Source organism: Bacillus sp. WC2507 (genome assembly GCF_052656125.1).
This window is the reverse complement of sequence record NZ_JBQXPN010000001.1, coordinates 4,501,978-4,527,015: the sequence shown is the minus strand read 5'-3', so window position 1 is coordinate 4,527,015 and position 25,038 is coordinate 4,501,978. Positions and strand designations below refer to the sequence as shown.

The window sequence follows — 25,038 nt, the reverse complement described above, 5'->3', positions numbered from 1 at the left end:
AGGATGGATACATATGAAAATGACTGTTGTCGGCTTTTGGGGCGGCTTTCCAGAAGCGGGAGAAGCAACGTCGGGCTATTTGTTTGAACACGATGGTTTTCGTTTACTTGTAGACTGTGGCAGTGGTGTACTAGCACAGCTTCAAAAATATATAACACCATCTGATATAGATGCAGTTGTACTTTCGCACTATCATCACGATCATGTTGCAGACATTGGGGTATTGCAATATGCGAGATTAATTACGAGTGCGACAAAGGGGCAACTACCGGAATTACCAATATACGGTCATACGTTTGACGAGAATGGATTCCATTCTTTAACGCATGAACCACATACGAAAGGAATCGCGTACAATCCAGAAGAAACACTTCAAATTGGACCGTTCTCGATTTCATTCTTAAAAACTGTTCATCCTGTTACATGCTTTGCGATGCGTATTACAGCTGGTAGTGACGCTGTAGTATACAGTGCTGATTCAAGTTATATTCCTGAATTTATTCCATTCACAAAAGATGCTGATCTTTTCATTTGTGAGTGTAATATGTATGCACATCAAGAAGCTGCAAAAGCAGGGCATATGAATAGTACAGAAGTAGCAAGTATTGCGAAAGATGCAAATGTAAAAGAACTTTTATTAACGCACTTACCGCATACAGGCAATCCATCTGATTTAGTAACAGAAGCAAAACAAATTTTCAGTGGCCATATTACGCTAGCGCATAGTGGCTACGTATGGAACTCATGAGGTGATACGATGTTATTTATTGATAATAAAGGGATTACAGATCCTAGAATAAACTTAGCAATTGAAGAATATTGTGTGAAGAATTTAGATATTAACGAAACATATTTATTGTTCTACATTAACGAGCCTTCCATTATCATTGGTAAAAACCAAAACACAGTAGAAGAAATTAATGCAGATTACGTAAAAGAAAAAGGCATTCATGTCGTTCGTCGTCTATCAGGCGGAGGCGCAGTATATCATGATTTAGGAAACTTAAACTTCAGCTTTATTACGAAAGATGATGGAGACAGTTTCAGCAACTTCAAAAAATTCACAGAGCCTGTAACGAAAGCGCTTGGTAAATTAGGAGTAAATGCAGAACTAAGTGGTCGTAACGACATTTTAGCTGAAGGTAGAAAAATTTCAGGTAACGCGCAGTTCTCAACGAAAGGTCGTATGTTCAGTCACGGTACGTTACTATTTGACTCTGAAATCGATCACGTCGTATCAGCGTTAAAAGTAAAAATGGATAAGATTCAATCAAAAGGCATTAAATCAATCCGTAGCCGCGTTGCGAACATTACAGAGTTCTTAAACGAAAAAATGACGACAGAAGAGTTTAGACAACTTCTTCTAGAAACAATTTTCGAAGGAGAAACAGAAATTCCAACGTACGAATTAACAGAAAATGATTGGAAGGAAATCCATAAACTTTCTGAAGAACGCTACCAAAATTGGGATTGGAACTACGGAAAATCTCCGAAGTTCAACTTACAACATTCACACCGCTTCCCAGTTGGACAAGTTGACGTTCGTCTTGAAGTGAAAAAAGGAACAGTAACAGAATGCAAAATTTACGGTGACTTCTTCGGTTCACTAGATGTGCATGACATTGAAGAACGTCTAACAGGCGTACAATTTGATAAAGATGCATTCACTGTAGCTTTAGAAGGCGTAGATATCGCACGCTACTTCGGTAATATTACAACAGAAGATTTCTTACATTTGTTCTTCTAAAAATAAGAGGGGCTGTCATAACTGGCAGCCTCTTTCTTTTTGCGTAGATTGTCATGTTTTTTCGGTAAGTCGATATAATTTCACTTACCATAAAATCACAGGGCATCTGCCCCTTACAAAGGAATATATATATTCAAAAGGAGGCGGATCGAAATGAAAAGGGTAATGTACGTTGTATTATTGCTTAGCTTTGTCATCGGAATGACAGCTTGTAACGATGAAACGTCCTCAAGTCGCATACTTTTATCGATTGGAAAGCCAGCGAAAGATAATGTTATATATTTTACGCATACAGATAACAGACGAAAGATACAGGAAATACAAGACATGTTTCAAAATAAGAAGTGGAAAAGAAATGAAACATTCAGCACTGTTAATAAGACACCAGATGTCGTTTTTTCAATAGATGAAGACAATACAGGGTTACCGACATTATATGTTACGGTGTATTTTCATGAAGATGGAGCGGACGCGATCAACTTGTTTGGAGAGCATACGACGTTAAATAAAGAGGAACTTAATAAACTTAGAGAAAAGATGAATGCATATTATCCTAAAATGATTTCTGGTCTAGTTTCATAAATTACTTGCAAACAAAATCCCCTTATCCTTCCAAAGTAAACTAAGAGGAGGTGATCCTTGTATATGCAGTTAATAGAATATCACTTGCTACTTTAATTTTCTTTTAATATAATTAATTTAGAATTTTTAAATATTCTAAATTTTATAAAGGTGGGGTTTGTGTGAATCTCGTTCAATCTTTGGCTGAAACGGCGAAAAAAAAGGGGGATAAACCGGCTTATATATTTATGGATCAGTCGGTCTCGTATGACCAATTAAACAAAATGGTCACAAGGTTTTCTAACAATTTAGCAGAAATGGGCATTGGAAAAGGGGACAATGTCGCATTAGTTGTTGGAAATTCACCACATTTTTTGGTCGGTTTATACGGAACAATGAAAGCCGGAGCAACTGTCATTCCAGTTAATCCAATTTATACAGCAGACGAAATGCATTACATTTTACAAAATGGAGATGTAAAAACAATCATCGTACTCGACGTCCTTCTACCTGTTATACAATCTCTTACAACAAGACTTCCTTCATTAGAAAACATCATTATATGCGAAACCTCATCAGATTTTAACCATACAGAAACCGGAAAAATGAAAACGTTTACCAGAATGATAGGGGCTGGAGATTTAACTTACGAAGGCCCAGAGCTAGATGAAGAAGATGTAGCGGTTATTCTATACACTTCAGGCACAACTGGAAAACCAAAAGGTGCTATGTTAACACATAAAAATTTATATAGTAATGCGAGCGATGTGGCGTCGTATTTACAATATACTGGTGACGATCGCGTCGTTGCGGCACTGCCGATGTTCCATGTATTTTGTTTAACAGTGGCGGTCAATGCGCCGATTGTGAACGGGGCAACGATTTTAATGTTACCGAAATTTAGTCCGAAAGAAGTATTCCGTATTTGTCGTACGTACGAACCAACGATTTTTGCTGGTGTACCGACAATGTACAATTATTTATATTTATTTGAAGAAGCGAGCGCAGAAGATGTGAAGACGCTTCGCCTTTGTATTTCAGGTGGTGCATCAATGCCTGTTGCTCTTCTGCAAAACTTTGAAAAACGTTTTGACGTAATTGTTTCAGAAGGGTACGGTTTATCAGAAGCATCACCAGTTACTTGTTTCAATCCGCTAGATCGTCCGCGTAAACCAGGTTCAATTGGCACAAATATTTGGCATGTAGAAAATAAAATTGTGAACGAACTTGGAGAAGAAGTACCTGTCGGTGCAGTCGGTGAATTAATTGTTCGCGGACCTAACGTGATGAAAGGATACTATAACGCGCCAGAAGATACAGCTGCGACATTAAAAGACGGCTGGTTATATACAGGTGACTTAGCGAAAATGGATGAAGAAGGTTACTTCTATATCGTTGATCGCAAAAAAGATATCGTCCTAGTTGGTGGTTATAACGTATATCCGCGTGAAGTAGAAGAAGTATTGTACACGCACGAATCTGTAGCGGAAGTTGTCGTAATTGGCGTACCGGACGAAAACTTAGGAGAAGCAGTACGAGCTTACGTCGTTCTAAAACAAACGAGCGTAACAGAAGAAGAACTTATGCATTATTGCACGTTACATTTAGCGAAATATAAAGTGCCAATGAGTATCGAGTTTTTAACAGAGTTACCAAAGAATACGACAGGTAAGTTGTTAAGAAGAGCTTTGAGAGAAAAAGCGATGCAAGTTTAAAAATAGGGGCAACCATCTTTCTGAAGATGGTTGCCTTTGTATTTTTTAGCATTGGTTAAGCTATAATCCCATATATTTAAACCGTAATATGACTAATAAGGAGGAGATATACGTGGAGCAAAAGGAATTACGCTTGCGGCGAGTGCAATATCTTATTTGTGACATTATGGATGAAATGAACGCTGAAAGTGAGAAGAAAAACTTAGAAATTTTGCAGCAAGTCATTGATCATCTTTCAGGTGCGATAGGTGATTTAGTGGATCCATCAAGCTCGTATTCTATCGATTATTTAGAAAGGAAAGTTCATACTGCATGAATCCTTCTATTCAAAATGAATTTTAACTATTTTTTGAAGAATTCCACTTTAATTCAATGTTTTTATTTGTAAAAATTAACAAATAGAAAAAGAACAATTGTGAACCAGATTCTTTTTTATAATTAATTTGCTATAAACTGAAAAAACTTGAGAAAATTTATAAATCTTTCTATTCAAAATGAATTATAACTATTTTTTTGAATAACTGTGCTGTAATTTAACGTCTTCTCTACTAGAAAAACTGGCAAATAGGAAAAGAAATAATTGTGAAATGGGTTCTTTTTATAATTAATGTACTATAAACTAAAAAACTTGATAAAATTTTATTTATATTGAATATTCTGTCTTTTATTGCTAAAATTTGTAATGTATTACCAATACTTTACAAAGGGGTTGTTAGTATGAGTAATGTTTTAGCAAAATTATTTGGGGTAAAAAATGAGGTTGTTGGTCCACAATATTATGAAGAAGGCTGTGACTATGATAGTTATTGTGGTACAAGCCGTCGCACATTACTTCGTCATTATGGTAACGGACGTTTTGTTGCTGTTGGTTGTTGCTAAAAGTGTAAAATTCAAAGCTAAGAATATAAAATTCTTAGCTTTGAATCCTATTAAATTAAAGATAGAAAGGCGTTTAATATGATTATATATCTTCTACTATTTTTCATATGGTTAATTTTTCTATTAGTTCTACTTATACAAATTAGTAAGTTGAAAAAAGCGCTCGCTCTATTACCCAAACCAAAATTTATTCAGAAAAAATCAAACTCCTTAATAAAAAAAGATATTAGCAATATATTACAATTACCAAATTCCTACTCCACCCATGATGAATCTATTATCTTGTTAATGGCCGCATCATGTAAAATATGTCATGAAAAATTAAATGAAATTATTCATAAAAATAAGCACAAATCACATAACCTAATAATATATTTATATTCCGAAACCCCAGATTTATACAATCAATTTAATAATAGTATTCCAGCACATTGTAAGATTCCGATATTTCCTTTATCTGAGATTCAAAAAAAACAATTACAAATATTTGTTTTCCCGACATTTATACGTATCAATTCTGAAGCTACTATTACTAAGTTTTCTCCAATATCTGACAATGTCCTCTAAAAGAAGAAAAAGTGAGGGTTTTTTATATGTTCATTACTTACATACTAAGAACTATTAAACTAATTTGGAAACTCAATAAGATTTGGTTTTGCTTTTCTAGCATATTCATGATTATTTTAGGGATGTTACCTGTGGCTACAATATGGACTACAAAAGAACTTGTTAACAATGTATCCACCATCATTACAAGTGAAAATAAAAATTATACATTAGCTATTACTCTGCTTGTACTACAATTTTTGCTATTATTAATTGAAACTATCATTAAACAATTACAGTATTATATTGACGAAAATATGCGCTTTAAGCTCACTAAATTTTTAACTGAAGAAATTGCTTATAAGACATTTAAAATACCGTATTCATATTTTGATAATCCTGATTTTTATAACTATACCAATCGAATAAAATCAAATACTGGTAGACGTCTACTATCACCAATTAACAATTTATTTTTAATTGCACAATCTTTAATAACCATTTCATCTTTAATTATTTTTTTACTCTCTATTCATTGGAGTTTAGCTGTAGTTGCTAGTATTACCTTTTTTCCAGCTCTTTTCATAAAATCATATCTTGGTAAACAAGGATTTGAACTCACAAAAAAAACTACTCCCCTCTTAAGGGAGACAAATTATATAGAGAACTTGTTAATGCAAAAAGATACGATTAAGGAAATTAGAATTTTTAACCTACATACGTACTTCATACAAAGATGGGAAAAAAAATATAATAAAAATATGAGTTATTCTTTAAATTTCTTAAAAACCAAAAGTAAAGCGGAAATATTCTTAGATTTGCTAGTAGCTCTTTCATATTGCGGTTCGGCCGGAATTATTATTTGGCTCATTAAAAAATCTGCTGTTAAAATTGGTGACTTCGTTTCTATAGGACAAGCAGTACATAATACACAAAATGCATTACATAACATTTCAGCTAATTTGGCTCAATTATATGAGGATGTATTATATATATATGACTATTTTCATTATATCGATTCACTAGATGAGGATGAAATAAATACCGATGAACAAGTACCATTTCCTAGTGTTTTACAATATGGCATACGCTTTGAAAATGTATCTTTTTCATACCCTAATAATAAAAATAAAATTTTACAAAATGTATCTTTTTCTATATTACCTAATGAAAAGATAGCAATAGTCGGTCATAATGGATCTGGAAAAACTACATTAATAAAATGCCTGCTTGGACTATATCCACTTACATCTGGAAATATATATTTTGATAATATACCTATTAACAAAATTCAATTACATTCTTTAAGAGAGCACACGACAGTAATGTTTCAAGATTTTATTCAGTACCATTTAACCATAAGAGAAAATATCGCTCTTGGTAATGTTTCCGAAATAAATAATGATGAAAAACTAAAAAATGTAGCTATGCAGTCAGGAATCCATGAAGATATCCAACTATTCCCGAATGCATACAACACTCCATTAGGGAGATTTTTACAAGAGGGTGAAGAGCTCTCAGGAGGTCAATGGCAAAAATTAGCAATCTCTCGATCGTTATTTAAAAATGGTAATATCATGATTCTAGATGAGCCAACTGCTGCGTTAGATCCTATTTCAGAAAGAGAAATTTTTGATAAATTTGAATTACTGACCAACCAGAAAACTACAATTATGATTTCTCATAAAATGTCTGCAGCTAAATTAGCAGATAAAATTGTTGTATTAGACAATGGTGAATTAGTTGAGTTCGGCACTCATGAAGAGCTCTTCCTAAAAAAAGGGAAATACTATGAATTATACACAACCCAAGCAACTCTATATCAAAATAAACTTGATGAGGTTTTAATATGAATGAAATTATCTTAATTTTAAGGATATTAATAGGTACTCTTTTTCTATCGTCCTCTATTAGTAAACTATTACATTTTAGCAAACACGTTGTCATTGTAGGGGAATATAAAATCCTCCCCAAAAAATTCATAAAATTCTTTTCTAGGATGGAAGTAAGCCTTGCGTTAATTTGTTCCATTTCACTCATTCTAGGATTATTACAGCTTTGGGTAGGCGCTATACTTTTACTTTTATTAATTATGTATACAATAGGAATCATTGTTAATTTATATAGGAAGAGAACCAATATTTCTTGCGGATGTGGTGGAATTGTAGGAGATCATAACTTATCTTGGACTTTAGTGTTTCGCAATATTTTTTTAGTAGGATTAATTATTTTCCTTATTAAAAATGAAACAGATTTTTTCAGCTTGCAATCTCTTCTTATATATGAAAAGGATATATCACTAATTTTCAATCATAATGGAATCTTCTCTATACTTTTATCAACATTCTTAGTTTTATTAATAGCAATTTTAAACTCAACATTCACAATTTATCGTAGTATGAATCATTTTTTATATCTTACAAAACAAATAAAGGAGTGAAAGATATGAACTGGACGGATTATTTACTTTGGGCTTGCATGATTATCCAAATGATTATTTTCTTTTTGTTAATTAGGTTAGTAACAGACTTCTTGAATAAATTCCAAAATCAAGTAAATATAATCGAATTTAAAAATTCTGCTAAGACAAATATGGAGATAAACAAAGAAGAGTTAATGAAAAGCTAATAAATAAAATTTTTCCCCTGTCAATTCAAGTATATGAAGTGTTTCTTTTTCCTGAATTTGTTGTAAAAACTAGTTCATTAGGCTACCATCAGTAGAGAATCTCTACTGATGGTAGCTTCACTTTATAGGAAAGGTTAGGCTAACATGAAAAAAATTTCTGCACAAACATATTTAACGATACCGTTCCACCTATTCTTATCGTTTATTATCATTATATTTATCGGCACATTACCGCACTTATTTATTGGGATGAAGATTGACTTTAACAATTACCTGCACACACTTACGGACGTCACCTCTAAATTAATAGGGTGGGATCCATTAACTTACACGAAATTTGCAAAACCCCTATTTCCTCAAATTCTAATTCAATATGGAAACACGGTTATTATCTTTTTAGCTGCTCTTTTTATTTCCGTATTAGTTTCTTTTATGACTGCTTATGCCTTGTTGCTACTCCCTGTAAAAAAAAGAGAAAGAATAAAATCATTTTTTTTACTATTAGAAGCAATTCCCGATATTTTTATTATTTTGTGTCTCCAATTACTTGTCGTTTGGATTTATAAACAGACAAACTTTTTAATCGCAAATATAGCTGGTACAAAAGACAACTCAATCTTACTATTTCCAATTATTTGCTTAAGTTTTCCAACTATTCTTATGTTTAACAAACTACTATTGCTACGTTTTGAAAATGAATTACAAAAAGATTATACCTTGCTAGCACGCGCCAAAGGATTTGACACGTTTTATATTCTCAATCGTCACGTTCTAAGAAACGTCTTTTTAAGTACTCTCTACTTCTCAAAAACAAATATTTGGTATATGTTATCTAATTTATACATTATTGAATACTTACTCAATGTTCAAGGTATTTTCACATTTTTAAAAACGTATAATACCGAATTAGAACCAGCACCTGAAATATTTTGCGTTACATTGTTTTTAATTTACATTCCTATCTTTATTGTCTTTAAGCTTTTCAATATTTTCATACCTGATGAACTGAAAGGAGAATCTTAACATGTGGGCCCATTTAAAAAGAGATAAGTATTTCATAATTTGTATATCCTTTTTGCTTCTATTAATCATAGTAAGCATTGGAAATTCCATATTCTTTGATGGGAAAGTTCGCCAAACATCTATTCTATATGATGAAAGTGGTAATGTACAAGCGGCACCATTTCCCCCTTCTTTCACTTTTCTGTTAGGTACGGATATGAAGGGATTTGATTTATTACATAGAGTAGTAGATGGAGCGAAATGGACCATTGGTATATCGTTATTGATAGCATTTCTACGAACATTTATCGGGCTAGCAATTGGATTATTCTTCGCTTTTTATGTAAGAAAAAGTTTTAAGACACTTGAAGCTCTCTTTGATTGTTTTACAGTTGTTCCAATGACCCTCATTGGTTACTTTATTCTTGATACAGTATTGCGTTTTCAAAACGGGTCTCCAGTTCCCTCTTTCTTTGAACGAGCATCCTTTGAAATCATAGTCTTAGTCATTCTCGCTTTACCCGTTCTTATATTTTATTTTGCAAAAGAGACAAAAGAGATACTGAACGAAGAATTTATAGAAGCTGCTACAATATTAGGAGGAAGCAAATTTCATCTCGCTATAAAACACATATTTCCAAATATATTTCCTATTCTAATCATTGTCATGATGCAACAATTTGTACAAACTTTAATCATTTTCTCTCATTTTGGTATTTTAGAATTATTTTTTGGTGGTACAATTCTTTTCTACGGAAATGAAGCTGAGTCAGTTAGCAATGAATGGTCAGGTTTAATTGGTCTCTATTTTCGTTCCCTCTCTGTTCAACCTTGGATTCCAATGGTTCCTATTACATTTTTCATCCTGACTATTATTACAGCACATATTATGCTACAAAGGATACAATTAGCATTTGAAAAACGACACATGAAACAAACATCTCAAGAACCAATAGAACAACTCAATACTCCTAATTTTACACAACAACTCCCGGCTAATTCATTTACACTCTATGATGACAAATAGCAAAGAAAGGATTAGGTATATTCAGAGGTATATCTAACCTTTTCTATAAGAGGTACCATCACATATCCATAACTTAAGGATTGAGACTATTCTTGAAGGTGAAAGCACGTTACTATTTTTTTATGTTAATGAGAATAGTAACGTGCTTTTTACGAATATGCATCAAAATCAAAAGTTGTCTTTATTTTCCTGAAGGGTTATATCGCTACTACCTCTCTTGCTCTTTCTGCTTCCGTTGAACGTATTCTGATCCTTGATTCTACAACATTTCAAGTACCGGATCGATTCTTGATGCTGGAGGATATAGTTATAAAATTGGGACTTTGGTGTGCAAATAGAATTAGAAGATTTCATGTTATATACAAAAGAAGTATTACATTTCATTGGATATGATGAGGCTCAAAGAGGATTAATTCATTCTAGCCTTATTGTAGTAAATGAGTCTATGAGAAGTGCATTTTCTTTTTTAAAAAATGAGTATAATGTCGAGATAGTGATATGGAAAGAAAGCTAAATGTATTAGATAGAAGGAGTAACGAAATGGATATTTACGATTTAGCTGATGGTGTAGATTCAAAAGAAAAACTAGTAGAATTCTTATTTTATCTTCAAAAAGATTTCAAAGAAAATCAAGGAGATTGGGAGAATATAACGTTAGCAGATTACTTAGAATCGATGGAAGCATGGCTAAATGATTGTGATGGTGCTTTTCAAAATAAAGGTGAAGAGATGCCTCATGGAATTTTTAAGCGATGGTATTACTAGTTGGATCTTTTTATGAGTAATGAAAATTTTAAAATGAGGCGACTATATGATTAAACTGATTAAGCAAGAAAAAGATAAAATGTTGTACTGGGAAGTATGGGGAGAAGATGAGAAAACTTTAATTGTACATTGTGGCTGTGTTGGTGATACAGGTGAAATGTATGAAATAGAACTTTATCCATTTCAGCGTGTTGAAAAAGAAATGAAAGACTTAGCAGATGAACAGTTAGCAGATGGGTATAAGAAACTCGATGAGGAAGAATTGATAGAATTTGTTTTGCAATATGAGTATGCAGACGATCAGTTGGAAGAAGCATTGGAAAAGCGCCATCAAGTTCAAGAGGTTATGGATGAAGCATTAGGCTGGTCTGGAAATGGACATTGTGATGGTGGAGATATTGGTAGCGTGACAATTAACATATTTACTTTTGTAATTGATGTTGATAAAGCGCTGCAAACAACGCTAGAGGAATTGAAAAACCAGCAGTTGTTAGATGGTGTGAAGATTGCTTATGTGAATGATGAGGAAGATTATATACAGGTTTATCCTAGTGAAGGGGCATTTAATTTATTATAAATCTACCAAGTTGAGGTACAAAAATGTATGTATCAGGAGTAGGTATTTTTGAAGACGATTGATCCGAAAGAACGTATTCACCTCGTACATAAAAATATAGAAGTACCATCAAAAGAAACATATCCAATCATGTCTGTAGCATGGGATGATTTGGATGATGATATCGAGGAATATTACGGATTAAAATAAAGGCGTTAAAATGTAAAAAATGCACCCAACAATCTGGGTGCACTTTTTCATAACCGTTATATATTCCTCCTCATCAACTCCCCAACCTGCTTCGCAACGTACTCAACATCATTATCAATCTCATCCAACACGTAAGATTCCAAAATGCCCATGACAGCGGTTCCTAAAAACTTTAAAACGATGTGTGTATCAATGTTTTTATTTAATGAGGTATTTGTATTTAATTTTTTCTCTAGTTCACCCATGATGAACGTTAGGAACTTTTTCTGAAATGATAATGTGCTGTTGCTTCTAAATAACGATGTAAAAAATGGTTTATGTTCTTTGAAGTATTCAAACCATATGATAGTTCCTTCTATATAGCCTTTTGTTTGCTTTATATCACATATTTCTCTTAATTGATTTAAATGGTCGTCCACAATTTTGTCTAATAAATTGTATTTATCTAGGTAGTGTAGGTAGAAAGTTTTTCTTCCGATGTTCGCTTTTTCTGTAATGTTTTTTACTGTAATTTCATCAAAGCCATCTTCAATTAACATTTCGATAAATGCGGATTGAATGGCGTTTTGTGATTTTATAATTCTTCTATCGATTTTCTCCATATGATGTTCCTCCGGTATTGATACACATATTTCGTTATGTGTGTATTATCACCCAAATGCGTAAATGTGGTCATTGAAACAAGTGGTTGCTCGCTTTATTATAAATATACACGTGAGTATTAACTCTCACAAGTGTAAATGAAAAATAAAGTAAGGGTGGTTTTATATATGGCAGTTACGAAGAGAAATGTTCATTTTTATGCAAGAGGATTAAGAGTTGCAGGCATTTTAAATATTCCTGTAGGTGCTGAGGAAAAGAAACAAAATGCAGCGATTGTTTGTGTGCATCCAGGTAGTAGCTGTAAAGATCAAACAGCAGGATTATATGCGGAGAAATTAGCAGAACAAGGTTATGTAACGCTTGCGTTTGATGCATCGTATCAAGGTGAAAGTGAAGGGGCACCGAGATATATGGAAGAACCAGCTGCGCGCGTCGAAGATATTCGCTCAGCGGTAGATTATGTAACTACTCTTCCTTATGTAGATGAAGAACGTATCGGTGTGTTAGGTGTTTGTGCGGGCGGAGGATATGCGGTAAGTGCTGCAATGACGGAGCGCCGTATTAAAGCAGTTGGCACAGTTGTTGGTGCAAATATCGGCCGATTAAATCGTGAAGCTGATCCAATCGGGGGTTTAGAGGCTATCGGTAAACAACGTACCGCTGAAGCACGCGGAGCAGAGGCGATGATTACAAACTGGATTCCTAAAAATCAAGAGGAATTAAAGGCAGCAGGTATGACGGATATAGATATTGTAGAAGCAGTTGAGTATTATACAACACCGCGAGGGCGAAGTGTTAACTCTCCAAATAAGTTAAACTTTACGAGCATGGGGTCGGTAATTGGTTTTGATGCGTTCCATTTAGCAGATACATTATTAACACAACCGTTACAAATTATTGTCGGCAATAAGCAAGGTGCATTCGGTTCTTATAAAGATGGTCATGAGCTGTATGAGAAAGCAGCTTCGGAGAAAAAAGATTTACTTGTTGTGGAAGGTGCGAGTCATTACGATTTATACGACCAACCAGAACCAGTTACAATTGCAGTTGAAAAATTAACAAGTTTCTATAACGAAAATCTGTAAAAGTAATTTTGTTTTGAATGGCACCTCTAATTGTTAGGTTTGCATCTAGCAGTTAGAGGTTTTTATTGTGAAGGTTGCTGTGCTTAATATTTACGTTAAACGTGCATAACAAGATATAATAGAAGAAATCAATAAGGAGGCTATCAGTGAAAAATTTTCGGTATCTCAATATATTTACTATTTTAATTGTATACACACTACTCATGTTTTACATTGGCTGGAACGGATGGGTTTGGCTTCATGCGGTGTTCGGCTGGGAATCTTGGGGATATTACGCTTTCGTAGTCGGTTTTATTTCATATGCGTACATTCTTGTGCAAGTGTTTAAGTTTTTGCCATTTCTACGAACGGTCGGTTCAATTTGGTTTGCGGTCATACAATATGCGATTATGTTGTTGCCACTTGCTGATATTACAGTTTTCCTTCTACAGTTTTCAATGGAGAAAGAGACGGCAATTATTTGGACAGGAACGGCAGTGTTACTTGCGTTCATCTTTATTTTTGCATATGGGGTATTCAACGCATATAGCCCAGTAGTAAGAAAGTACGAGGTGCACATCCCGAAAAAAGTAGAGGGACGTAAAAGCTTACGCATTGCGATGGCTTCTGATATGCATTTCGGTAAATTATCTGGCGTTGCACATTTAAAAAGACTTGTCCGTCATGTAAATGAGATGGAGCCTGATATTATTTTACTGCCAGGTGATATTATCGATGATCATCCAGGTGTATTCATTCAAAAGAATATGGGACCAATTATGAAACAAATGAAGGCTCCATTAGGCGTATATGGTGTGTTAGGAAACCACGAATATTACGGACGAGCGGTTCCTGAATTTTTACAAGAGATGGATAAGATTGATATTCGTATTCTGTTAGATGAAGTGATTACAATTGAAGATGATTTTTATATCGTTGGAAGAAGAGATAAAACAGAGCGAGATCGCCAAAGTTTTGAAAGTTTAATGAGTACGGTGAATAAATCTATGCCAGTTATCGCAATGGATCATCAACCATTTGAGTTGAAACAAGCAGCGGATGCTGGCGTCGATTTATTATTATCCGGCCACACGCACCGCGGACAAATGGCGCCGAATCATATTGTAACGAGAAGAATGTACGAATTAGACTGGGGATACGCACAAAAAGGTGCATTCCACGCGATTGTTTCTTCTGGTTTCGGATTCTGGGGACCACCGCTTCGACTTGGAAGTAGATCTGAGATTGTGCAGGTGGAAGTTACATTTGAATAGGTGTATAAAATAGAGAGCGAATTGCTCTCTATTTTTTCAATAAAAAAAGGCTCCACATAAGGAGCACGCAATAAAAATAAATGAATTAAAACAAATAACAGACATGTATAATATATAATATCAATATATTTAGATTTATTATTTTTATAGTGTTCATTTCATAAAAGAGGTACGATTATAAGACTCGGCTGAAATAAAGGGGGATTATAAGTGATCATATCAGATGTACTATACGGAGAATTTGAAGTGGATTCAGTAGTAGAAGAATTAATTGTAAGTAAGTCTGTGCAAAGGCTGAAAGGTATTCATCAAAATGGCGCAAGCTACTTAATAAATGAGAACTGGAATGTAACGCGCTTTGATCATTCAGTTGGCGTTATGTTGTTAATTAAGAAACTCGGTGGCTCAGTAGAGGAACAAATTGCAGGTTTACTGCATGACGTATCGCATACTGCTTTTTCTCATGTGATTGATTACGTTTTTGATAATAGCAATGAAAGTTATCATGAAGAGATATTTAGTTCTGTTGTGAAAAACTCAGAAATTCCAGCGATTCTTTCAAAGTATGGTTATAACTATGAAGATATTTTATTAGATGATTCGAAGTGGACGTTACTGGAAAGGTCAGCGCCCGAATTATGCGCAGATCGTGTGGATTATACGTTACGAGATATGTATACATACGGATATATTTCGTTAGAAGAAGTTCATAGATTTTTAGAGGATATCATTGCAGTAGAGGGGAAAATGGTCCTTCAAAGTATCGAAATGGCAGAGTGGTTTACAGAAACGTACTATAAAGAAGTAATCGATTTCTTTATGAAACCAATGAATATTTACGGAAATGATATGTTAGCGAAAACGTTAAAGTTAGCCATACACAAAAAGATTATTCAGGCAGATGATTTTCTTCTTGAAGATGATGAGCTAATTTCGAAATTGAAGCAATGTAGTGATCCAGAAGTACATGCTTTAGTAAGAAAAGTTCATCCGAATGTAAAAGTAAAAGAAGATAGAAACGATTTTGATTTACAACAGAAAAATAAAGTACGTCTTATTGATCCGCCGTTACTTCATGATGGGGGAGTTATTCACTCGTCTGTCGTATCGGAAAAAATAAAACAGATGAGTGAAGTCGCTTATGAAAAAGCGGTGAGAGGGATGTATGTGAAAGTGATTTCGGATTAATAGAAAGAAGGTATCATCACATAAGATGATACCTTCTTTTTATTCATCTAATATTTTCCACTCGTTTCCCCAATCCTTCATCGCGTCAAAAATAGGACGGAGTGTTTCCCTTTTTTTCACATTAATTATCAACCCAATTCCAAATCTCAATATCTCCAAGAGTCGCATAACGTACGTGCGGGGAGTTTTGTAATTTTAATAACTCTTTCGACGGGCCAGTAATGACAATACCGTATACTTTTACGCCATTCTCTTTTACATATTCATAACGTTTATCTAAGTTTAGTTCTTTTTCAGGAAGCGCAGCTATTTGGCTTACCGTTTTTTTATGGATAGAAAGGACGCGCATCATTTCGATTACTTTGTCTTCTTGCGTTTTCTGTTTGTCAGTTTCATTATCAAAGAATCTTACATGTTCTGGAAACCCTATAGCTTCTCCGCCGTGAAGGATATAGTCGTCTACATTTGTTCTTTCTTGTCCCGTATCTAAAGCGCACCATACAGGAGTTGGAGGGAGTTCTTGTGCTTCAAATATGCTATATAAAAGCGGTTCTAATTCTTTTAAAGTGTAAGATTTATCAAAAGAAATTGCTACTTCTGCAACGGTTCCCTCATGTACTTTTGCAAGTGTATCCCATACTTTTTTTGAAGAATCCTTTAAATAATCTCCCTGCTCTGTTTTGGGATGAACAAAGAACAGTTTTGGTTGATAGAACGGATTCATCCAAGTTTGCTTCGTGACATCTACAGAAGATAAGAAGCTTTTTGTTTCTACTGTACCGAGTGGCATTTCTTTTTTACCGACGGTTCTTACTAAATCAAAGCTGCTGTTCGTACGGAAAAAAGCTTCTACACTTGTTCCGCCCCCCATAACACGGCTATTTGGGATAGTTGCTTCAAGTGCAAGAGAAGGAACCTCTCTAATTTCTTCTAGCCTTTTATCATTATTAGATTGAAAATAAAAGGCAGATGATATCCCGCCAATTATATATATAACGATGAAAATGGATAGGATGAAACCAAGCGTCTGTAACCGATGTTTCCACTTAATTCTCCAAAAAGGAACTTTAAGATCTTTTGGCGGTAACTTTTTCTTAATTGGCTCTGTTTTTGCTAACAGTTCATCTAAGTAAGCGTCACACTCTTCACATGTCTCAATATGACTTTCTAACTGTTCTTGTTCATCATGCGTGAGCGTTCCGTTGTCGTACTTCTCCCATAGTTTTTTAAACTCTGTACAACCCATCCTTATCACTCCTTTATACTTTTCGTTTCTTTTCGTCCCCTGTGTAATTCAATTTTCACTTTCGCTAGTGTGAGACCAGTCATTTCGGCTATTTCCTTATACGAGAATCCGTAGTAATCTCGTAGTAGCAGGACATTTCGTCTTTCAAGGGGAAGGGAAGATAAGCTGTCTAACCAACTAGCAATCTCATGTTTTATGAAATAAGAGTGCTCTGTACTTGGTACGTTTGGTAAATGGAACTCTTCAACTGTCGTTGTTTTATATCTGTTTTCTTTTCGATACCAATCGATAAAGGCGTTGTAGGCAATCGTAAATAACCAAGGCCTAATTTCTTCTCCTTTATAGTAGTCAATATGGACGAGCATTCGGTAAAATGTTTCTTGCATGAGATCTTCCGCGTAGTGGGAATCTCCGGTTAGGGAGAGAAGATAGCGAAATAAATCTTGCATATGTTCGGAGTAAATTTCTTCTAATGAGTGTTTGCGTTTCACTACATTTCCCTCCCTTCATACATAACAACGAAATACATATAAAAAAGTTACAATTTTTTATGGAATTATAGTAAAAAACGTCAAGAATTGGATAGGATTCTCTTTTATCATAATACATATAAGGCGGGTGAACAGAGATGGAAAGCTATGAAACACAAATCCAAAGGTCCATTGATTATATTGAAGAAGATGTAATGGAAAAACAGACGCTGCGTAATTTAGCACGTATTGCAGGTTTTTCTGAGTCGCATTTTCATCGTGTATTTCAGGCGTTAGTAGGCGATACAGTAATGGAGTATGTTCGAAAGAGGAGGTTAGCCCGGGCAGCTTATCAACTTTCTCATACGGATGAAAAAGTTATTGATATTGCGTTTGAGCATGGCTTTCAATCTCACGAAACGTTCACGAGAGCCTTTAAAAAATTATTTCAAATGACACCGAGTGAATATCGAAAACAAGAAATTGAAACACCGATGTATTACAGTGTGAATGTAAAGCAAAGAAAATTAAATCCGTATTTAGGAGGCATACAAATGGAATATCGTATTATAAATAAACCAGAATTTTTAGTGGCGGGTTATGAACTGAAGACGACAAGTAAAGAGGGGAAAAATCATCAAGACATCCCAGCTTTTTGGCAAGAATATTTACAAAAAGATCTTGGAACAACGATTCCGAATCGTAAAGATACGAGTCAATGGGTAGAGCTTGGATTATGTACTGATTTTAATTTAGAAACGGGCGACTTCACTTATATTATCGGAATGGAAGTTACAGGCTTTGAAAATGTACCAAATGAAGTTGCGAAGCGTACTTTCCCAGCAGCAACATATGCTGTATTTACAACGCCGAAAGTTCCTCATGAAGAAATGGTATCGTCTATTCACCAAACGTGGAACGCAGTATTCTCAGAATGGTTCCCGCATTCAGGATACGAACATTGCGGAGTTACAGAGTTTGAACTATACGATGAGCGCTGTCATGCAGATAAAAGTGAGTTTGCTCAAATTGAACTTTGGATACCGGTGAAGAAGAAGTAATAGAGTGAGAGCGAGTCATTGAGAAATGGTTCGCTTTTTTATAAAGGGGGAAATGGGAAGATGTTCAAAAAACTAGAATGTGTATCTATACATACGAAGGATATAGAAAAATCCGTTTCTTTTTATAAAGACATGGGAATGAAGCAAAACTGGATTATAGAGAGGGAACTAGAAGAAGGGGTTATTTGGACGTTAATAGGATTGAAGTTTCCAGATGAGAAAAGTTCGGAGTTAGTAATAAGCAATCATCCGGATATTAATTTTACAGAAGTCGAAGTATTAGTAGAAGATGTGCAACAAACATATGAAAGTTTAAAAGATAATAAAGATGTAAAATGGATTCGTGAACCATTTCAAACAGAATCAGGACACGTTGCGGTAATGGAAGCACCTGATGAGAATGTGTTTGTGTTAGTAGGAAAATAGCTGAAATATGGAGTGACCTTTCATAGTGAGTTATGGAAGGTTATTTTTACTTTGTATAGTAGTAGGTTATTATTGTCAGTTTTTGTCGGTAAGTCGATATATCAGCGTAAATCGCTGATATAATCCGATTTACGCTGATATATTCAGAAAATCGCCGATATAATTTCATATACCGCTAAAATAACTCAGAAAGATGACCTACATAATTTCATGTATCGTTGAACTCTCCCAAAAAAGAAAAGACGCCACATAGCGCCTTTCCTACGAATGAAACGGGAACACAAGTGTAATCGTCGTTCCTTTTCCAAGTTCGCTATCAATAGAAATCGTTCCGTTATGAGCATGAACGAGCTGTTTTGTAATAGCGAGGCCAAGTCCAGTTCCGATGTTGCTTTCTTCTGTATTTGTTCCTCTGTAATAGCGCTCAAAGAGAAGTTCTTTCGTTTTGTCATCCATTCCTTTTCCGTTATCTGAAATAGAGAGTGTAAATGAAGTAGCGTTTTGAGAAAGTTTTACGCTGACATTTGTCGTTTCATTATTATGTTTTACAGCGTTTACTAGTAAGTTTTCGATAATACGCTGGAACCATTTTTCTTCAATAAAATATTGAATTTTGTTTGAGCTCGGCACGAATTCAATATTTTGATTTTGAAGTGTCGGATTATTAATAAATTGTAATAAGACTTTTTGGACGAATTGATTCATTTCAATGTTCACGTGCTGCGCAGGGAGACTGTTATTTTTTAATTGATACGTTAAGCTTAAATCATCAATTAATGTCGTCATATATTGAGATTTCTCTTTCATAACGCTACCGAACTGCTGGATGTCTTGATCGGTCCAGTTATACTGCTTTGATTCTAGTAATAAAGCGTAGCCGTAAATAGAGCTTAGTGGTGTTTTTAAATCGTGCGTTAGACCGGTAATCCATTCTTCACGTGTTTGCTGTAGTACTTGCCTTATTGCATCATTTTTTTTGAGTGTAATAGAGAGGTGCTCTAGTGAATTTGTAACATCTCGAAACAAGCGGAATGACCATTTTTCTTTACCGGACCGCCTGAACCGGATAGGTTTCCCTTTTTTACTAACAGGCTCTTCGTACTTTCCACCAGCGATGTTTTTAAGCCAGCGCATCGCATGTAATAACGGTTTTCCAAATTTATTACCGTACCAAATAGAAAGAATGACTAAATAAACAAATACAATAAGAAGGATTAATCCGCATCCGATTAGAAACTTTTTAGTAAATACATCGTCTATTTCATCATCTGGGTAGTAGTACTCATTTTTTGCAGTTACAACAAGAAGATGATTGCTAGTTGTGTCATAAAAGCTAGACGTGTTTTCCTTATGATTCCACGGTTCTTTTTCGCTAAGAGCGGCTTGTATAACGGAAAACGTTTTTTTCTTTCCATTTGGATAGGAGAAGACTTCATCGCCGTTACTATTAAAAATTTGAAGTGTTGCTTCTTCTTTGGAAAGTAACTGTTGTTCTTCTTCTGTTAATGTGAACGAATCAGTAGATACAGAAGGGTGCCCTTTCTGAATTGTTTTTAGTAATGCATTGCTTTTTAACATACCACCGTAAATAACAAGTACGTTCTTTTCTTCTAATTCAATTTCCCAATATGTAAATGTATAAGGGCTTTCTATTTGATTCTGTATATATGAGAATAAAGATATTTTCGTATAAGATGTTGGTACGTCACTTGGCGTATTAAAGTGATAGAGAACTTTTCCGTTTTCCTCCACAACTTGTATCCAATCATTTTTCTCTTTAATTAAGTCTTTTACTTCAGCTTTTAACGAAATATCGCCATCTTCTGAAGATATATATCTTGAAATCATAAAACTATCAGAATCTGGAATGTTCGGTTCATATGAAGTACTAGTAACAAGAAAAAATAAATAAGTAAAAGCAGCTACTACAGCAATCAGTAACGTAACTAAAACAAATACGTGCTGCAGGATAAACTGTATAATAAGTCGTTTATTAAAGTTCATATCGTCACCCTACTTTGTAATGAACTTGTAGCCAAGTCCGCGAACGGTTTTTATATATTCTGGTTTACTTGGATCTTGTTCAATTTTTTCACGTAGTTTTCGAATGTGAACCATAACGGTATTATCATCGCCATTATAGGCAGGTGCTCCCCAAACTTTTTCGTATATTTCTTCTTTCGAAAATACATAGTTCGGATTCTCGCAAAAGAAGAGTAGTAGCTGAAATAGCTGGGCTGAACATTCGACAACATGTCCATTTACTGTAAGTTCTGCGGAATATCGATCAATTTCAAATCTACCAAATGAATTGGAGTGTACTTTTTGTTCATGTGGCATTACTTGTTTTATATGTCTTCGGAGTTGTGCTTTCATACGAGCTACTACTTCAAGTGGATGAAATGGCTTCGTAATATAATCATCTGCACCGTGTGAAAATCCAGATATTTTATCTAAATCAGATGTTTTAGCTGTGAGGAAGAAGATAGGGCAATCTGTTTTTTGGCGAATGATTGGACAAATATCAAAACCAGATTGTCCAGGAAGCATGACATCTAAAATAATTAAATCGTAATTGTTTTGTTCAGTGAGAGATAAAGCTATTTCAGCTGATGTTGCAGTTGTAATATGAGAAAAACCTTCTTTTTCAAGAATGGTAGTTAGTAATTGTAAAATCGCTGTTTCATCATCAACGAGCAAAATTTTTGCTTGATACATAAAAAATCCCTCCTAATTTTCTCGAATATCATATCATCTTTCTGTAACTTATGGAATTTTTAAGGAAATTTTAAGGTTTTCTTTCTCAAAAAATTAAGAATCAAATGATATGATAAAAGTAACATAGGGGGGAGATGAGTGTGAATCCGTTTCAAACGATGCGAGCTAGATATTTTTTAATTGTATTTGCACTATTAACTTTAGTTGCAAGAGGCAGTAATGAATTGATAAAAAATACATTTCATATGCAAAATTCTACTTTTGTAAATATTCTTATATTCTATATCCTTCCGATTACGTGGATTTTTTATGAGTATAGAAAGCACCGTGTTTCCTTTTCATTATTTATTAATAAAAATGAAACATTTAACCTGGTGCAAGTTTTATACATTACGATTATGTTATGCGTGTTTAGTTATGGTTATCTTATTTTGTACATGTATAGCTTTGCATGGATTACACCGGACTTTATTATGAACGCATTACGTGAACCGATTATAGATAGTACAGGGGGATATGTATATCAAGTTATTATGGTCGTATTCATCGCACCAATTATTGGCGAATTTGTTTTTCGGGGATTTTTGCTGCAGCGCTTCGCCGCAAAATGGGGAACGAGTATAGGGATCATCGTTGTGGCGCTATTGTTTGCGTTGTTACACGTTGATTTCCTAGGTGCAGTTGTATTTAGCGTTGTACTATCAATCGTATATATTCGTACGAATAGCTTACTCATGCCAATTGCTATTCATATGTTAAACAATGCATTTGTAATCGGCGTTTCTTTGCTAATAAATAAAGAAGAGATAATGAGTTTTGCAGATTTCTCAAATTATACGACTTTCTTTCCAGGACTTCTTATTTTTATAACGGGATTAAACTTAGTACTCATCTTTTTATTTGTTAACCGCAAATATTGGAGTAAAGAAATGCCAGCTATATATGTAGAGCAGGAAAAAAGCTTTTCAGATGTAGTGGGGAGTAAATGAGATGAAGAAGACGATTGAAAAAATATTGAAAGACATTATAGATTCTACGTCTCTTACAGATATGTGTGATAAAAGCGTTTGTCATTGGGTGCAACCTGTAGTAGATACGATTGTGTTTCCAGAGTATTACTTATTTTCTAGTACTCATTTAAAAGAAAATATTATTTCTCTTCTTATTGTGTTAGGGGTTTTACTAATATTTGGTCTAATTGTAGAAGAAATGATGAAGCGCATCTTCAGAAAAAATGAAGAGAAGCATATGTGGGTTCATACAGTATTCGAGAAAGTAATAGTGGCTTTCCTTTTGTTTTATAGTATGAAAACAATCATTTACTTTATAGCTTTGAAACATCATTCATTCTAAATTTGAAAGGGATGTATAAAATTATATGAATGAAACAATATCATCAAATAAGTTTTTTTATTTGATTGTGCTTAGTATAGTGCTGATAACAACAGTCAATGTTATTCTTCGCTGGGAGGAAGCTTATTTCTTCATGTATTTAGCGCTCCATTTGTTAGGGGTATTATGTATAAGTGGCGGAATAGTTGCTGAAAAAAAGAGTGAAGAAAGAGTTAATTATATGTGTGTGACCGGTCTTATTTTACTTTTAGCTGTACAAGGTATTATGAAATATAGTTCTTTTTCTTTACAAGATTTTAGTTTATTAGTGGATGTACTTCCTTAAGGGGGACACGTTATGTTATCTAAGAAGCAAATAGGATACGTACTAGTTTTAATTGGATTTTTTACGCTTATTGTAACGACTTTATTTTTTCAAGACTATGAATATATACGCTATATAAAAGGCGCTGGTTTAATATGTTGGGTTGTAAGTACATTTCTTATCCCAGAGTATGAACCGAAGAAAGTGTCTAAAGGTAGGTAAAGCTCTTCTTTTTGTAGAAGAGTTTTTTTATGTAAATAGAAGGCTCTTGAGCAATTCGCGTAATAAGCTTGTTCTAATTTAGCATGTACGAACTTACAATAATAATAGACAGGCAGCATAGAGGAGGGAATAGCGTGAGGAAGGTTATTGGGTGGTCGCTTTTTTTGTACGTTGGGTTTGCGTTGCTTATATATTGGTATTTATTTGGATGGAATCATGAACTGATTCCGGACATGTATAAAGGAACGAAAGCAGATCCAGAAACGTTTATGAATGCAAGGGAGCTTACGCTAAGCCAAGATTATTCGCGCGTGAAAAACTTACTGTACTTTTTAGCGACGCCTCTTGAATGGATTATTTTATTATTTGTACTTGTGCTCGGTGTTTCAAGAAAGTTTGAGAAATGGTCGAAGGAAACGACGAAAATAAGTGTCCTGCAAGTTGCGATTTATTTCTTTTATTTATCACTACTCACAACAGTTCTAGCCCTGCCGATGCAATGGATTAGCCGAAAAGTATCCGTTGATTACGGCATTTCAACGCAAAGTACACAAAGCTGGATAAAAGATCACGTTATCGGTTTTTGGGAGAGTTATGCGACGATGTTAATCGTAGTTACGGTTCTGTTATGGCTTATCCGTAAATTCCCGAAAAGATGGTGGCTAGCAGGGTGGGCGCTCTCTGTTCCATTTACAATCTTTTTAACATTTATACAGCCTGTTGTTATCGATCCACTGTATAACGACTTCTCGACGCTGAAAAATAAAGAATTAGAAACGAAAATTTTAGCGATAGCAGACAAAGCTGACATTCCTGCTAAACATGTATATGAAGTAAATATGTCGGAAAAAACGAATGCGTTAAATGCTTACGTGACAGGAATTGGTCCTAACGCACGTATTGTAATGTGGGATACAACGCTTAAGCAATTAAAAGATAAAGAGATTTTATTTATAATGGCCCATGAAATGGGGCATTATGTTATGAAACATATATATTGGGGCGTTGCGAGTTATGTGTTGCTATCGTTTATAGGTATGTATCTCATTAGTCGTATTATAAATATGTGTATTCGAAAATGGGGAGATACGCTGCAAATTTCAAAAGTAGCATGTTTCTCAATTTTACCTTTATTTTTCTTAATTTCTTCTGTACTCTCGTTTGCATCACAGCCAGCAACAAACTATGTTTCTCGTATAGAAGAACGAGCGGCAGATCAATATGCTTTAGATATGACGAAAGATGGAGAATCTGGTGTAAAAACGTTTCAATATTTATCAAAAACGAGTTTAAGCCAAGTGAATCCACCTGCGTTAGTGAAGTTTTTCTTATACACACATCCACCAATTTTCGAAAGAATTCATACGTTTGAACAATATGAGAAACAAAGCAAAAAGGAGTAGCTATTATGCTACTTCTTTTTTTATAGAGATATAAGTTTGATATTGGGAATATTTATCATTGCTTTTTATT

Annotated in this window: 28 protein-coding genes and 2 pseudogenes; 25 read left to right on the top strand and 5 right to left on the bottom strand. The window is 34.4% G+C overall.

Annotation, left to right across the window (positions count from 1 at the left end):
* Positions 1-13: 13 nt before the first annotated feature.
* From ACUN28_RS23885 to ACUN28_RS23815, 15 genes and pseudogenes are all read left to right on the top strand, one after another.
* Positions 14-748: an MBL fold metallo-hydrolase gene (locus ACUN28_RS23885; protein ID WP_016088969.1), complete on the top strand. Its 735-nt coding sequence runs from the start codon at positions 14-16 to the stop codon at positions 746-748.
* A gap of 9 nt (positions 749-757) precedes the next feature.
* Positions 758-1,747, top strand: coding sequence for a lipoate--protein ligase (locus ACUN28_RS23880; RefSeq protein WP_016088968.1), 990 nt, complete (start codon positions 758-760; stop codon positions 1,745-1,747).
* A gap of 153 nt (positions 1,748-1,900) precedes the next feature.
* Positions 1,901-2,329 carry a hypothetical protein gene (locus tag ACUN28_RS23875; RefSeq protein ID WP_016088967.1) on the top strand — a complete coding sequence of 143 codons (429 nt, stop codon included), beginning with the start codon at positions 1,901-1,903 and terminating at the stop codon, positions 2,327-2,329.
* 161 nt (positions 2,330-2,490) lie between these two features.
* Entirely contained in the window at positions 2,491-4,023 is a 1,533-nt protein-coding gene (locus ACUN28_RS23870; protein WP_016088966.1) for a fatty acid--CoA ligase family protein, read from the top strand.
* 112 nt (positions 4,024-4,135) lie between these two features.
* Complete coding sequence (locus tag ACUN28_RS23865) at positions 4,136-4,339, top strand: hypothetical protein (protein ID WP_016088965.1); 204 nt, start codon at positions 4,136-4,138, stop codon at positions 4,337-4,339.
* 401 nt (positions 4,340-4,740) lie between these two features.
* Positions 4,741-4,902 carry a hypothetical protein gene (locus ACUN28_RS23860; RefSeq protein WP_000073170.1) on the top strand — a complete coding sequence of 54 codons (162 nt, stop codon included), beginning with the start codon at positions 4,741-4,743 and terminating at the stop codon, positions 4,900-4,902.
* Between the two features lie 593 nt (positions 4,903-5,495).
* A complete protein-coding gene (locus tag ACUN28_RS23855) occupies positions 5,496-7,301 on the top strand; it encodes an ABC transporter ATP-binding protein (RefSeq protein WP_016088963.1) in 1,806 nt (601 codons plus the stop codon).
* Positions 7,298-7,888 (top strand): MauE/DoxX family redox-associated membrane protein, encoded by a 591-nt coding sequence (locus tag ACUN28_RS23850; protein WP_016088962.1) that lies wholly within the window; start codon positions 7,298-7,300, stop codon positions 7,886-7,888. Before ACUN28_RS23855 ends, ACUN28_RS23850 begins: the two co-directional genes overlap by 4 nt.
* Positions 7,889-7,893: 5 nt before the next feature.
* Positions 7,894-8,076 (top strand): hypothetical protein, encoded by a 183-nt coding sequence (locus ACUN28_RS23845; protein WP_001104600.1) that lies wholly within the window; start codon positions 7,894-7,896, stop codon positions 8,074-8,076.
* 144 nt (positions 8,077-8,220) lie between these two features.
* Positions 8,221-9,099 (top strand): ABC transporter permease subunit, encoded by an 879-nt coding sequence (locus ACUN28_RS23840; protein ID WP_016088961.1) that lies wholly within the window; start codon positions 8,221-8,223, stop codon positions 9,097-9,099.
* A 1-nt stretch (position 9,100) separates the two neighbouring features.
* A complete protein-coding gene (locus ACUN28_RS23835; protein WP_016088960.1) occupies positions 9,101-10,105 on the top strand; it encodes an ABC transporter permease in 1,005 nt (334 codons plus the stop codon).
* Between the two features lie 313 nt (positions 10,106-10,418).
* Positions 10,419-10,619, top strand: a pseudogene (locus ACUN28_RS23830) (hypothetical protein); the annotation flags it as partial.
* 26 nt (positions 10,620-10,645) lie between these two features.
* Positions 10,646-10,890, top strand: a pseudogene (locus tag ACUN28_RS23825) (DUF7660 family protein).
* A gap of 26 nt (positions 10,891-10,916) precedes the next feature.
* Complete coding sequence (locus ACUN28_RS23820; RefSeq protein WP_016088957.1) at positions 10,917-11,447, top strand: hypothetical protein; 531 nt, start codon at positions 10,917-10,919, stop codon at positions 11,445-11,447.
* A 48-nt stretch (positions 11,448-11,495) separates the two neighbouring features.
* Positions 11,496-11,636 (top strand): hypothetical protein, encoded by a 141-nt coding sequence (locus ACUN28_RS23815; RefSeq protein ID WP_016088956.1) that lies wholly within the window; start codon positions 11,496-11,498, stop codon positions 11,634-11,636.
* A gap of 56 nt (positions 11,637-11,692) precedes the next feature.
* On the opposite strand, the gene ACUN28_RS23810 is transcribed toward ACUN28_RS23815, so the two are convergent.
* On the bottom strand, positions 11,693-12,238 hold the full coding sequence (locus ACUN28_RS23810; protein ID WP_016088955.1) for a TetR/AcrR family transcriptional regulator: 546 nt from the start codon (positions 12,236-12,238) through the stop codon (positions 11,693-11,695).
* Between the two features lie 168 nt (positions 12,239-12,406).
* Between ACUN28_RS23810 and ACUN28_RS23805 the strand changes: the two genes are divergently transcribed.
* The 3 genes from ACUN28_RS23805 (at position 12,407) to ACUN28_RS23795 (ending at position 15,765) form a co-directional block, all read left to right on the top strand.
* A complete protein-coding gene (locus ACUN28_RS23805) occupies positions 12,407-13,324 on the top strand; it encodes an alpha/beta hydrolase (protein ID WP_016088954.1) in 918 nt (305 codons plus the stop codon).
* 146 nt (positions 13,325-13,470) lie between these two features.
* The gene (locus ACUN28_RS23800; RefSeq protein WP_016088953.1) at positions 13,471-14,577 is read left to right on the top strand and encodes a metallophosphoesterase; all 1,107 of its coding nucleotides are present in this window, start codon (positions 13,471-13,473) and stop codon (positions 14,575-14,577) included.
* A 210-nt stretch (positions 14,578-14,787) separates the two neighbouring features.
* The gene (locus tag ACUN28_RS23795; RefSeq protein ID WP_445423423.1) at positions 14,788-15,765 is read left to right on the top strand and encodes an HD domain-containing protein; all 978 of its coding nucleotides are present in this window, start codon (positions 14,788-14,790) and stop codon (positions 15,763-15,765) included.
* A 121-nt stretch (positions 15,766-15,886) separates the two neighbouring features.
* Here ACUN28_RS23795 and ACUN28_RS23790 read toward each other — a convergent pair whose 3' ends face one another.
* Both ACUN28_RS23790 and ACUN28_RS23785 read right to left on the bottom strand, forming a co-directional pair.
* The gene (locus tag ACUN28_RS23790) at positions 15,887-17,011 is read right to left on the bottom strand and encodes an anti-sigma factor (protein WP_016088951.1); all 1,125 of its coding nucleotides are present in this window, start codon (positions 17,009-17,011) and stop codon (positions 15,887-15,889) included.
* Between the two features lie 5 nt (positions 17,012-17,016).
* Entirely contained in the window at positions 17,017-17,502 is a 486-nt protein-coding gene (locus ACUN28_RS23785; protein ID WP_016088950.1) for an RNA polymerase sigma factor, read from the bottom strand.
* 137 nt (positions 17,503-17,639) lie between these two features.
* On the opposite strand from ACUN28_RS23785, the gene ACUN28_RS23780 reads away from it, so the two are divergent.
* Together ACUN28_RS23780 and ACUN28_RS23775 are read left to right on the top strand one after the other, a co-directional pair.
* Positions 17,640-18,542, top strand: coding sequence for an AraC family transcriptional regulator (locus ACUN28_RS23780; RefSeq protein ID WP_016088949.1), 903 nt, complete (start codon positions 17,640-17,642; stop codon positions 18,540-18,542).
* Positions 18,543-18,602: 60 nt separating this feature from the next.
* Positions 18,603-18,968, top strand: coding sequence for a VOC family protein (locus ACUN28_RS23775; protein ID WP_016088948.1), 366 nt, complete (start codon positions 18,603-18,605; stop codon positions 18,966-18,968).
* A 261-nt stretch (positions 18,969-19,229) separates the two neighbouring features.
* Here the strand turns inward: ACUN28_RS23775 and ACUN28_RS23770 are convergent, their stop codons facing one another.
* Together ACUN28_RS23770 and ACUN28_RS23765 are read right to left on the bottom strand one after the other, a co-directional pair.
* Positions 19,230-20,972 carry a sensor histidine kinase gene (locus tag ACUN28_RS23770; RefSeq protein ID WP_016088947.1) on the bottom strand — a complete coding sequence of 581 codons (1,743 nt, stop codon included), beginning with the start codon at positions 20,970-20,972 and terminating at the stop codon, positions 19,230-19,232.
* A gap of 9 nt (positions 20,973-20,981) precedes the next feature.
* Positions 20,982-21,686 carry a response regulator transcription factor gene (locus ACUN28_RS23765; protein ID WP_016088946.1) on the bottom strand — a complete coding sequence of 235 codons (705 nt, stop codon included), beginning with the start codon at positions 21,684-21,686 and terminating at the stop codon, positions 20,982-20,984.
* A gap of 140 nt (positions 21,687-21,826) precedes the next feature.
* On the opposite strand from ACUN28_RS23765, the gene ACUN28_RS23760 reads away from it, so the two are divergent.
* From ACUN28_RS23760 to ACUN28_RS23740, 5 genes are all read left to right on the top strand, one after another.
* On the top strand, positions 21,827-22,675 hold the full coding sequence (locus ACUN28_RS23760; protein WP_016088945.1) for a CPBP family intramembrane glutamic endopeptidase: 849 nt from the start codon (positions 21,827-21,829) through the stop codon (positions 22,673-22,675).
* Position 22,676: 1 nt separating this feature from the next.
* Positions 22,677-23,039, top strand: coding sequence for a hypothetical protein (locus tag ACUN28_RS23755; protein WP_016088944.1), 363 nt, complete (start codon positions 22,677-22,679; stop codon positions 23,037-23,039).
* Positions 23,040-23,064: 25 nt separating this feature from the next.
* Positions 23,065-23,364 carry a hypothetical protein gene (locus ACUN28_RS23750; RefSeq protein WP_016088943.1) on the top strand — a complete coding sequence of 100 codons (300 nt, stop codon included), beginning with the start codon at positions 23,065-23,067 and terminating at the stop codon, positions 23,362-23,364.
* Positions 23,365-23,376: 12 nt separating this feature from the next.
* Entirely contained in the window at positions 23,377-23,565 is a 189-nt protein-coding gene (locus ACUN28_RS23745; protein ID WP_016088942.1) for a hypothetical protein, read from the top strand.
* A gap of 134 nt (positions 23,566-23,699) precedes the next feature.
* Complete coding sequence (locus ACUN28_RS23740; RefSeq protein ID WP_016088941.1) at positions 23,700-24,968, top strand: M48 family metallopeptidase; 1,269 nt, start codon at positions 23,700-23,702, stop codon at positions 24,966-24,968.
* Positions 24,969-25,038 lie beyond the last annotated feature (70 nt).

Excerpts from the sequence above, each read along its gene's own strand:
- ACUN28_RS23855 (WP_016088963.1), top strand. The coding sequence starts at position 5,496 with ATGTTCATTACTTACATACTAAGAACTATTAAACTAATTTGGAAACTC.
- ACUN28_RS23810 (WP_016088955.1), bottom strand. The coding sequence starts at position 12,238 with ATGGAGAAAATCGATAGAAGAATTATAAAATCACAAAACGCCATTCAA.
- ACUN28_RS23820 (WP_016088957.1), top strand. The coding sequence starts at position 10,917 with ATGATTAAACTGATTAAGCAAGAAAAAGATAAAATGTTGTACTGGGAA.
- ACUN28_RS23805 (WP_016088954.1), top strand. The coding sequence starts at position 12,407 with ATGGCAGTTACGAAGAGAAATGTTCATTTTTATGCAAGAGGATTAAGA.
- ACUN28_RS23885 (WP_016088969.1), top strand. The coding sequence starts at position 14 with ATGAAAATGACTGTTGTCGGCTTTTGGGGCGGCTTTCCAGAAGCGGGA.
- ACUN28_RS23755 (WP_016088944.1), top strand. The coding sequence starts at position 22,677 with ATGAAGAAGACGATTGAAAAAATATTGAAAGACATTATAGATTCTACG.
- ACUN28_RS23765 (WP_016088946.1), bottom strand. The coding sequence starts at position 21,686 with ATGTATCAAGCAAAAATTTTGCTCGTTGATGATGAAACAGCGATTTTA.
- ACUN28_RS23750 (WP_016088943.1), top strand. The coding sequence starts at position 23,065 with ATGAATGAAACAATATCATCAAATAAGTTTTTTTATTTGATTGTGCTT.
- ACUN28_RS23835 (WP_016088960.1), top strand. The coding sequence starts at position 9,101 with ATGTGGGCCCATTTAAAAAGAGATAAGTATTTCATAATTTGTATATCC.
- ACUN28_RS23880 (WP_016088968.1), top strand. The coding sequence starts at position 758 with ATGTTATTTATTGATAATAAAGGGATTACAGATCCTAGAATAAACTTA.
- ACUN28_RS23780 (WP_016088949.1), top strand. The coding sequence starts at position 17,640 with ATGGAAAGCTATGAAACACAAATCCAAAGGTCCATTGATTATATTGAA.
- ACUN28_RS23775 (WP_016088948.1), top strand. The coding sequence starts at position 18,603 with ATGTTCAAAAAACTAGAATGTGTATCTATACATACGAAGGATATAGAA.
- ACUN28_RS23790 (WP_016088951.1), bottom strand. The coding sequence starts at position 17,011 with ATGGGTTGTACAGAGTTTAAAAAACTATGGGAGAAGTACGACAACGGA.
- ACUN28_RS23745 (WP_016088942.1), top strand. The coding sequence starts at position 23,377 with ATGTTATCTAAGAAGCAAATAGGATACGTACTAGTTTTAATTGGATTT.
- ACUN28_RS23770 (WP_016088947.1), bottom strand. The coding sequence starts at position 20,972 with ATGAACTTTAATAAACGACTTATTATACAGTTTATCCTGCAGCACGTA.
- ACUN28_RS23845 (WP_001104600.1), top strand. The coding sequence starts at position 7,894 with ATGAACTGGACGGATTATTTACTTTGGGCTTGCATGATTATCCAAATG.
- ACUN28_RS23840 (WP_016088961.1), top strand. The coding sequence starts at position 8,221 with ATGAAAAAAATTTCTGCACAAACATATTTAACGATACCGTTCCACCTA.
- ACUN28_RS23875 (WP_016088967.1), top strand. The coding sequence starts at position 1,901 with ATGAAAAGGGTAATGTACGTTGTATTATTGCTTAGCTTTGTCATCGGA.
- ACUN28_RS23850 (WP_016088962.1), top strand. The coding sequence starts at position 7,298 with ATGAATGAAATTATCTTAATTTTAAGGATATTAATAGGTACTCTTTTT.
- ACUN28_RS23860 (WP_000073170.1), top strand. The coding sequence starts at position 4,741 with ATGAGTAATGTTTTAGCAAAATTATTTGGGGTAAAAAATGAGGTTGTT.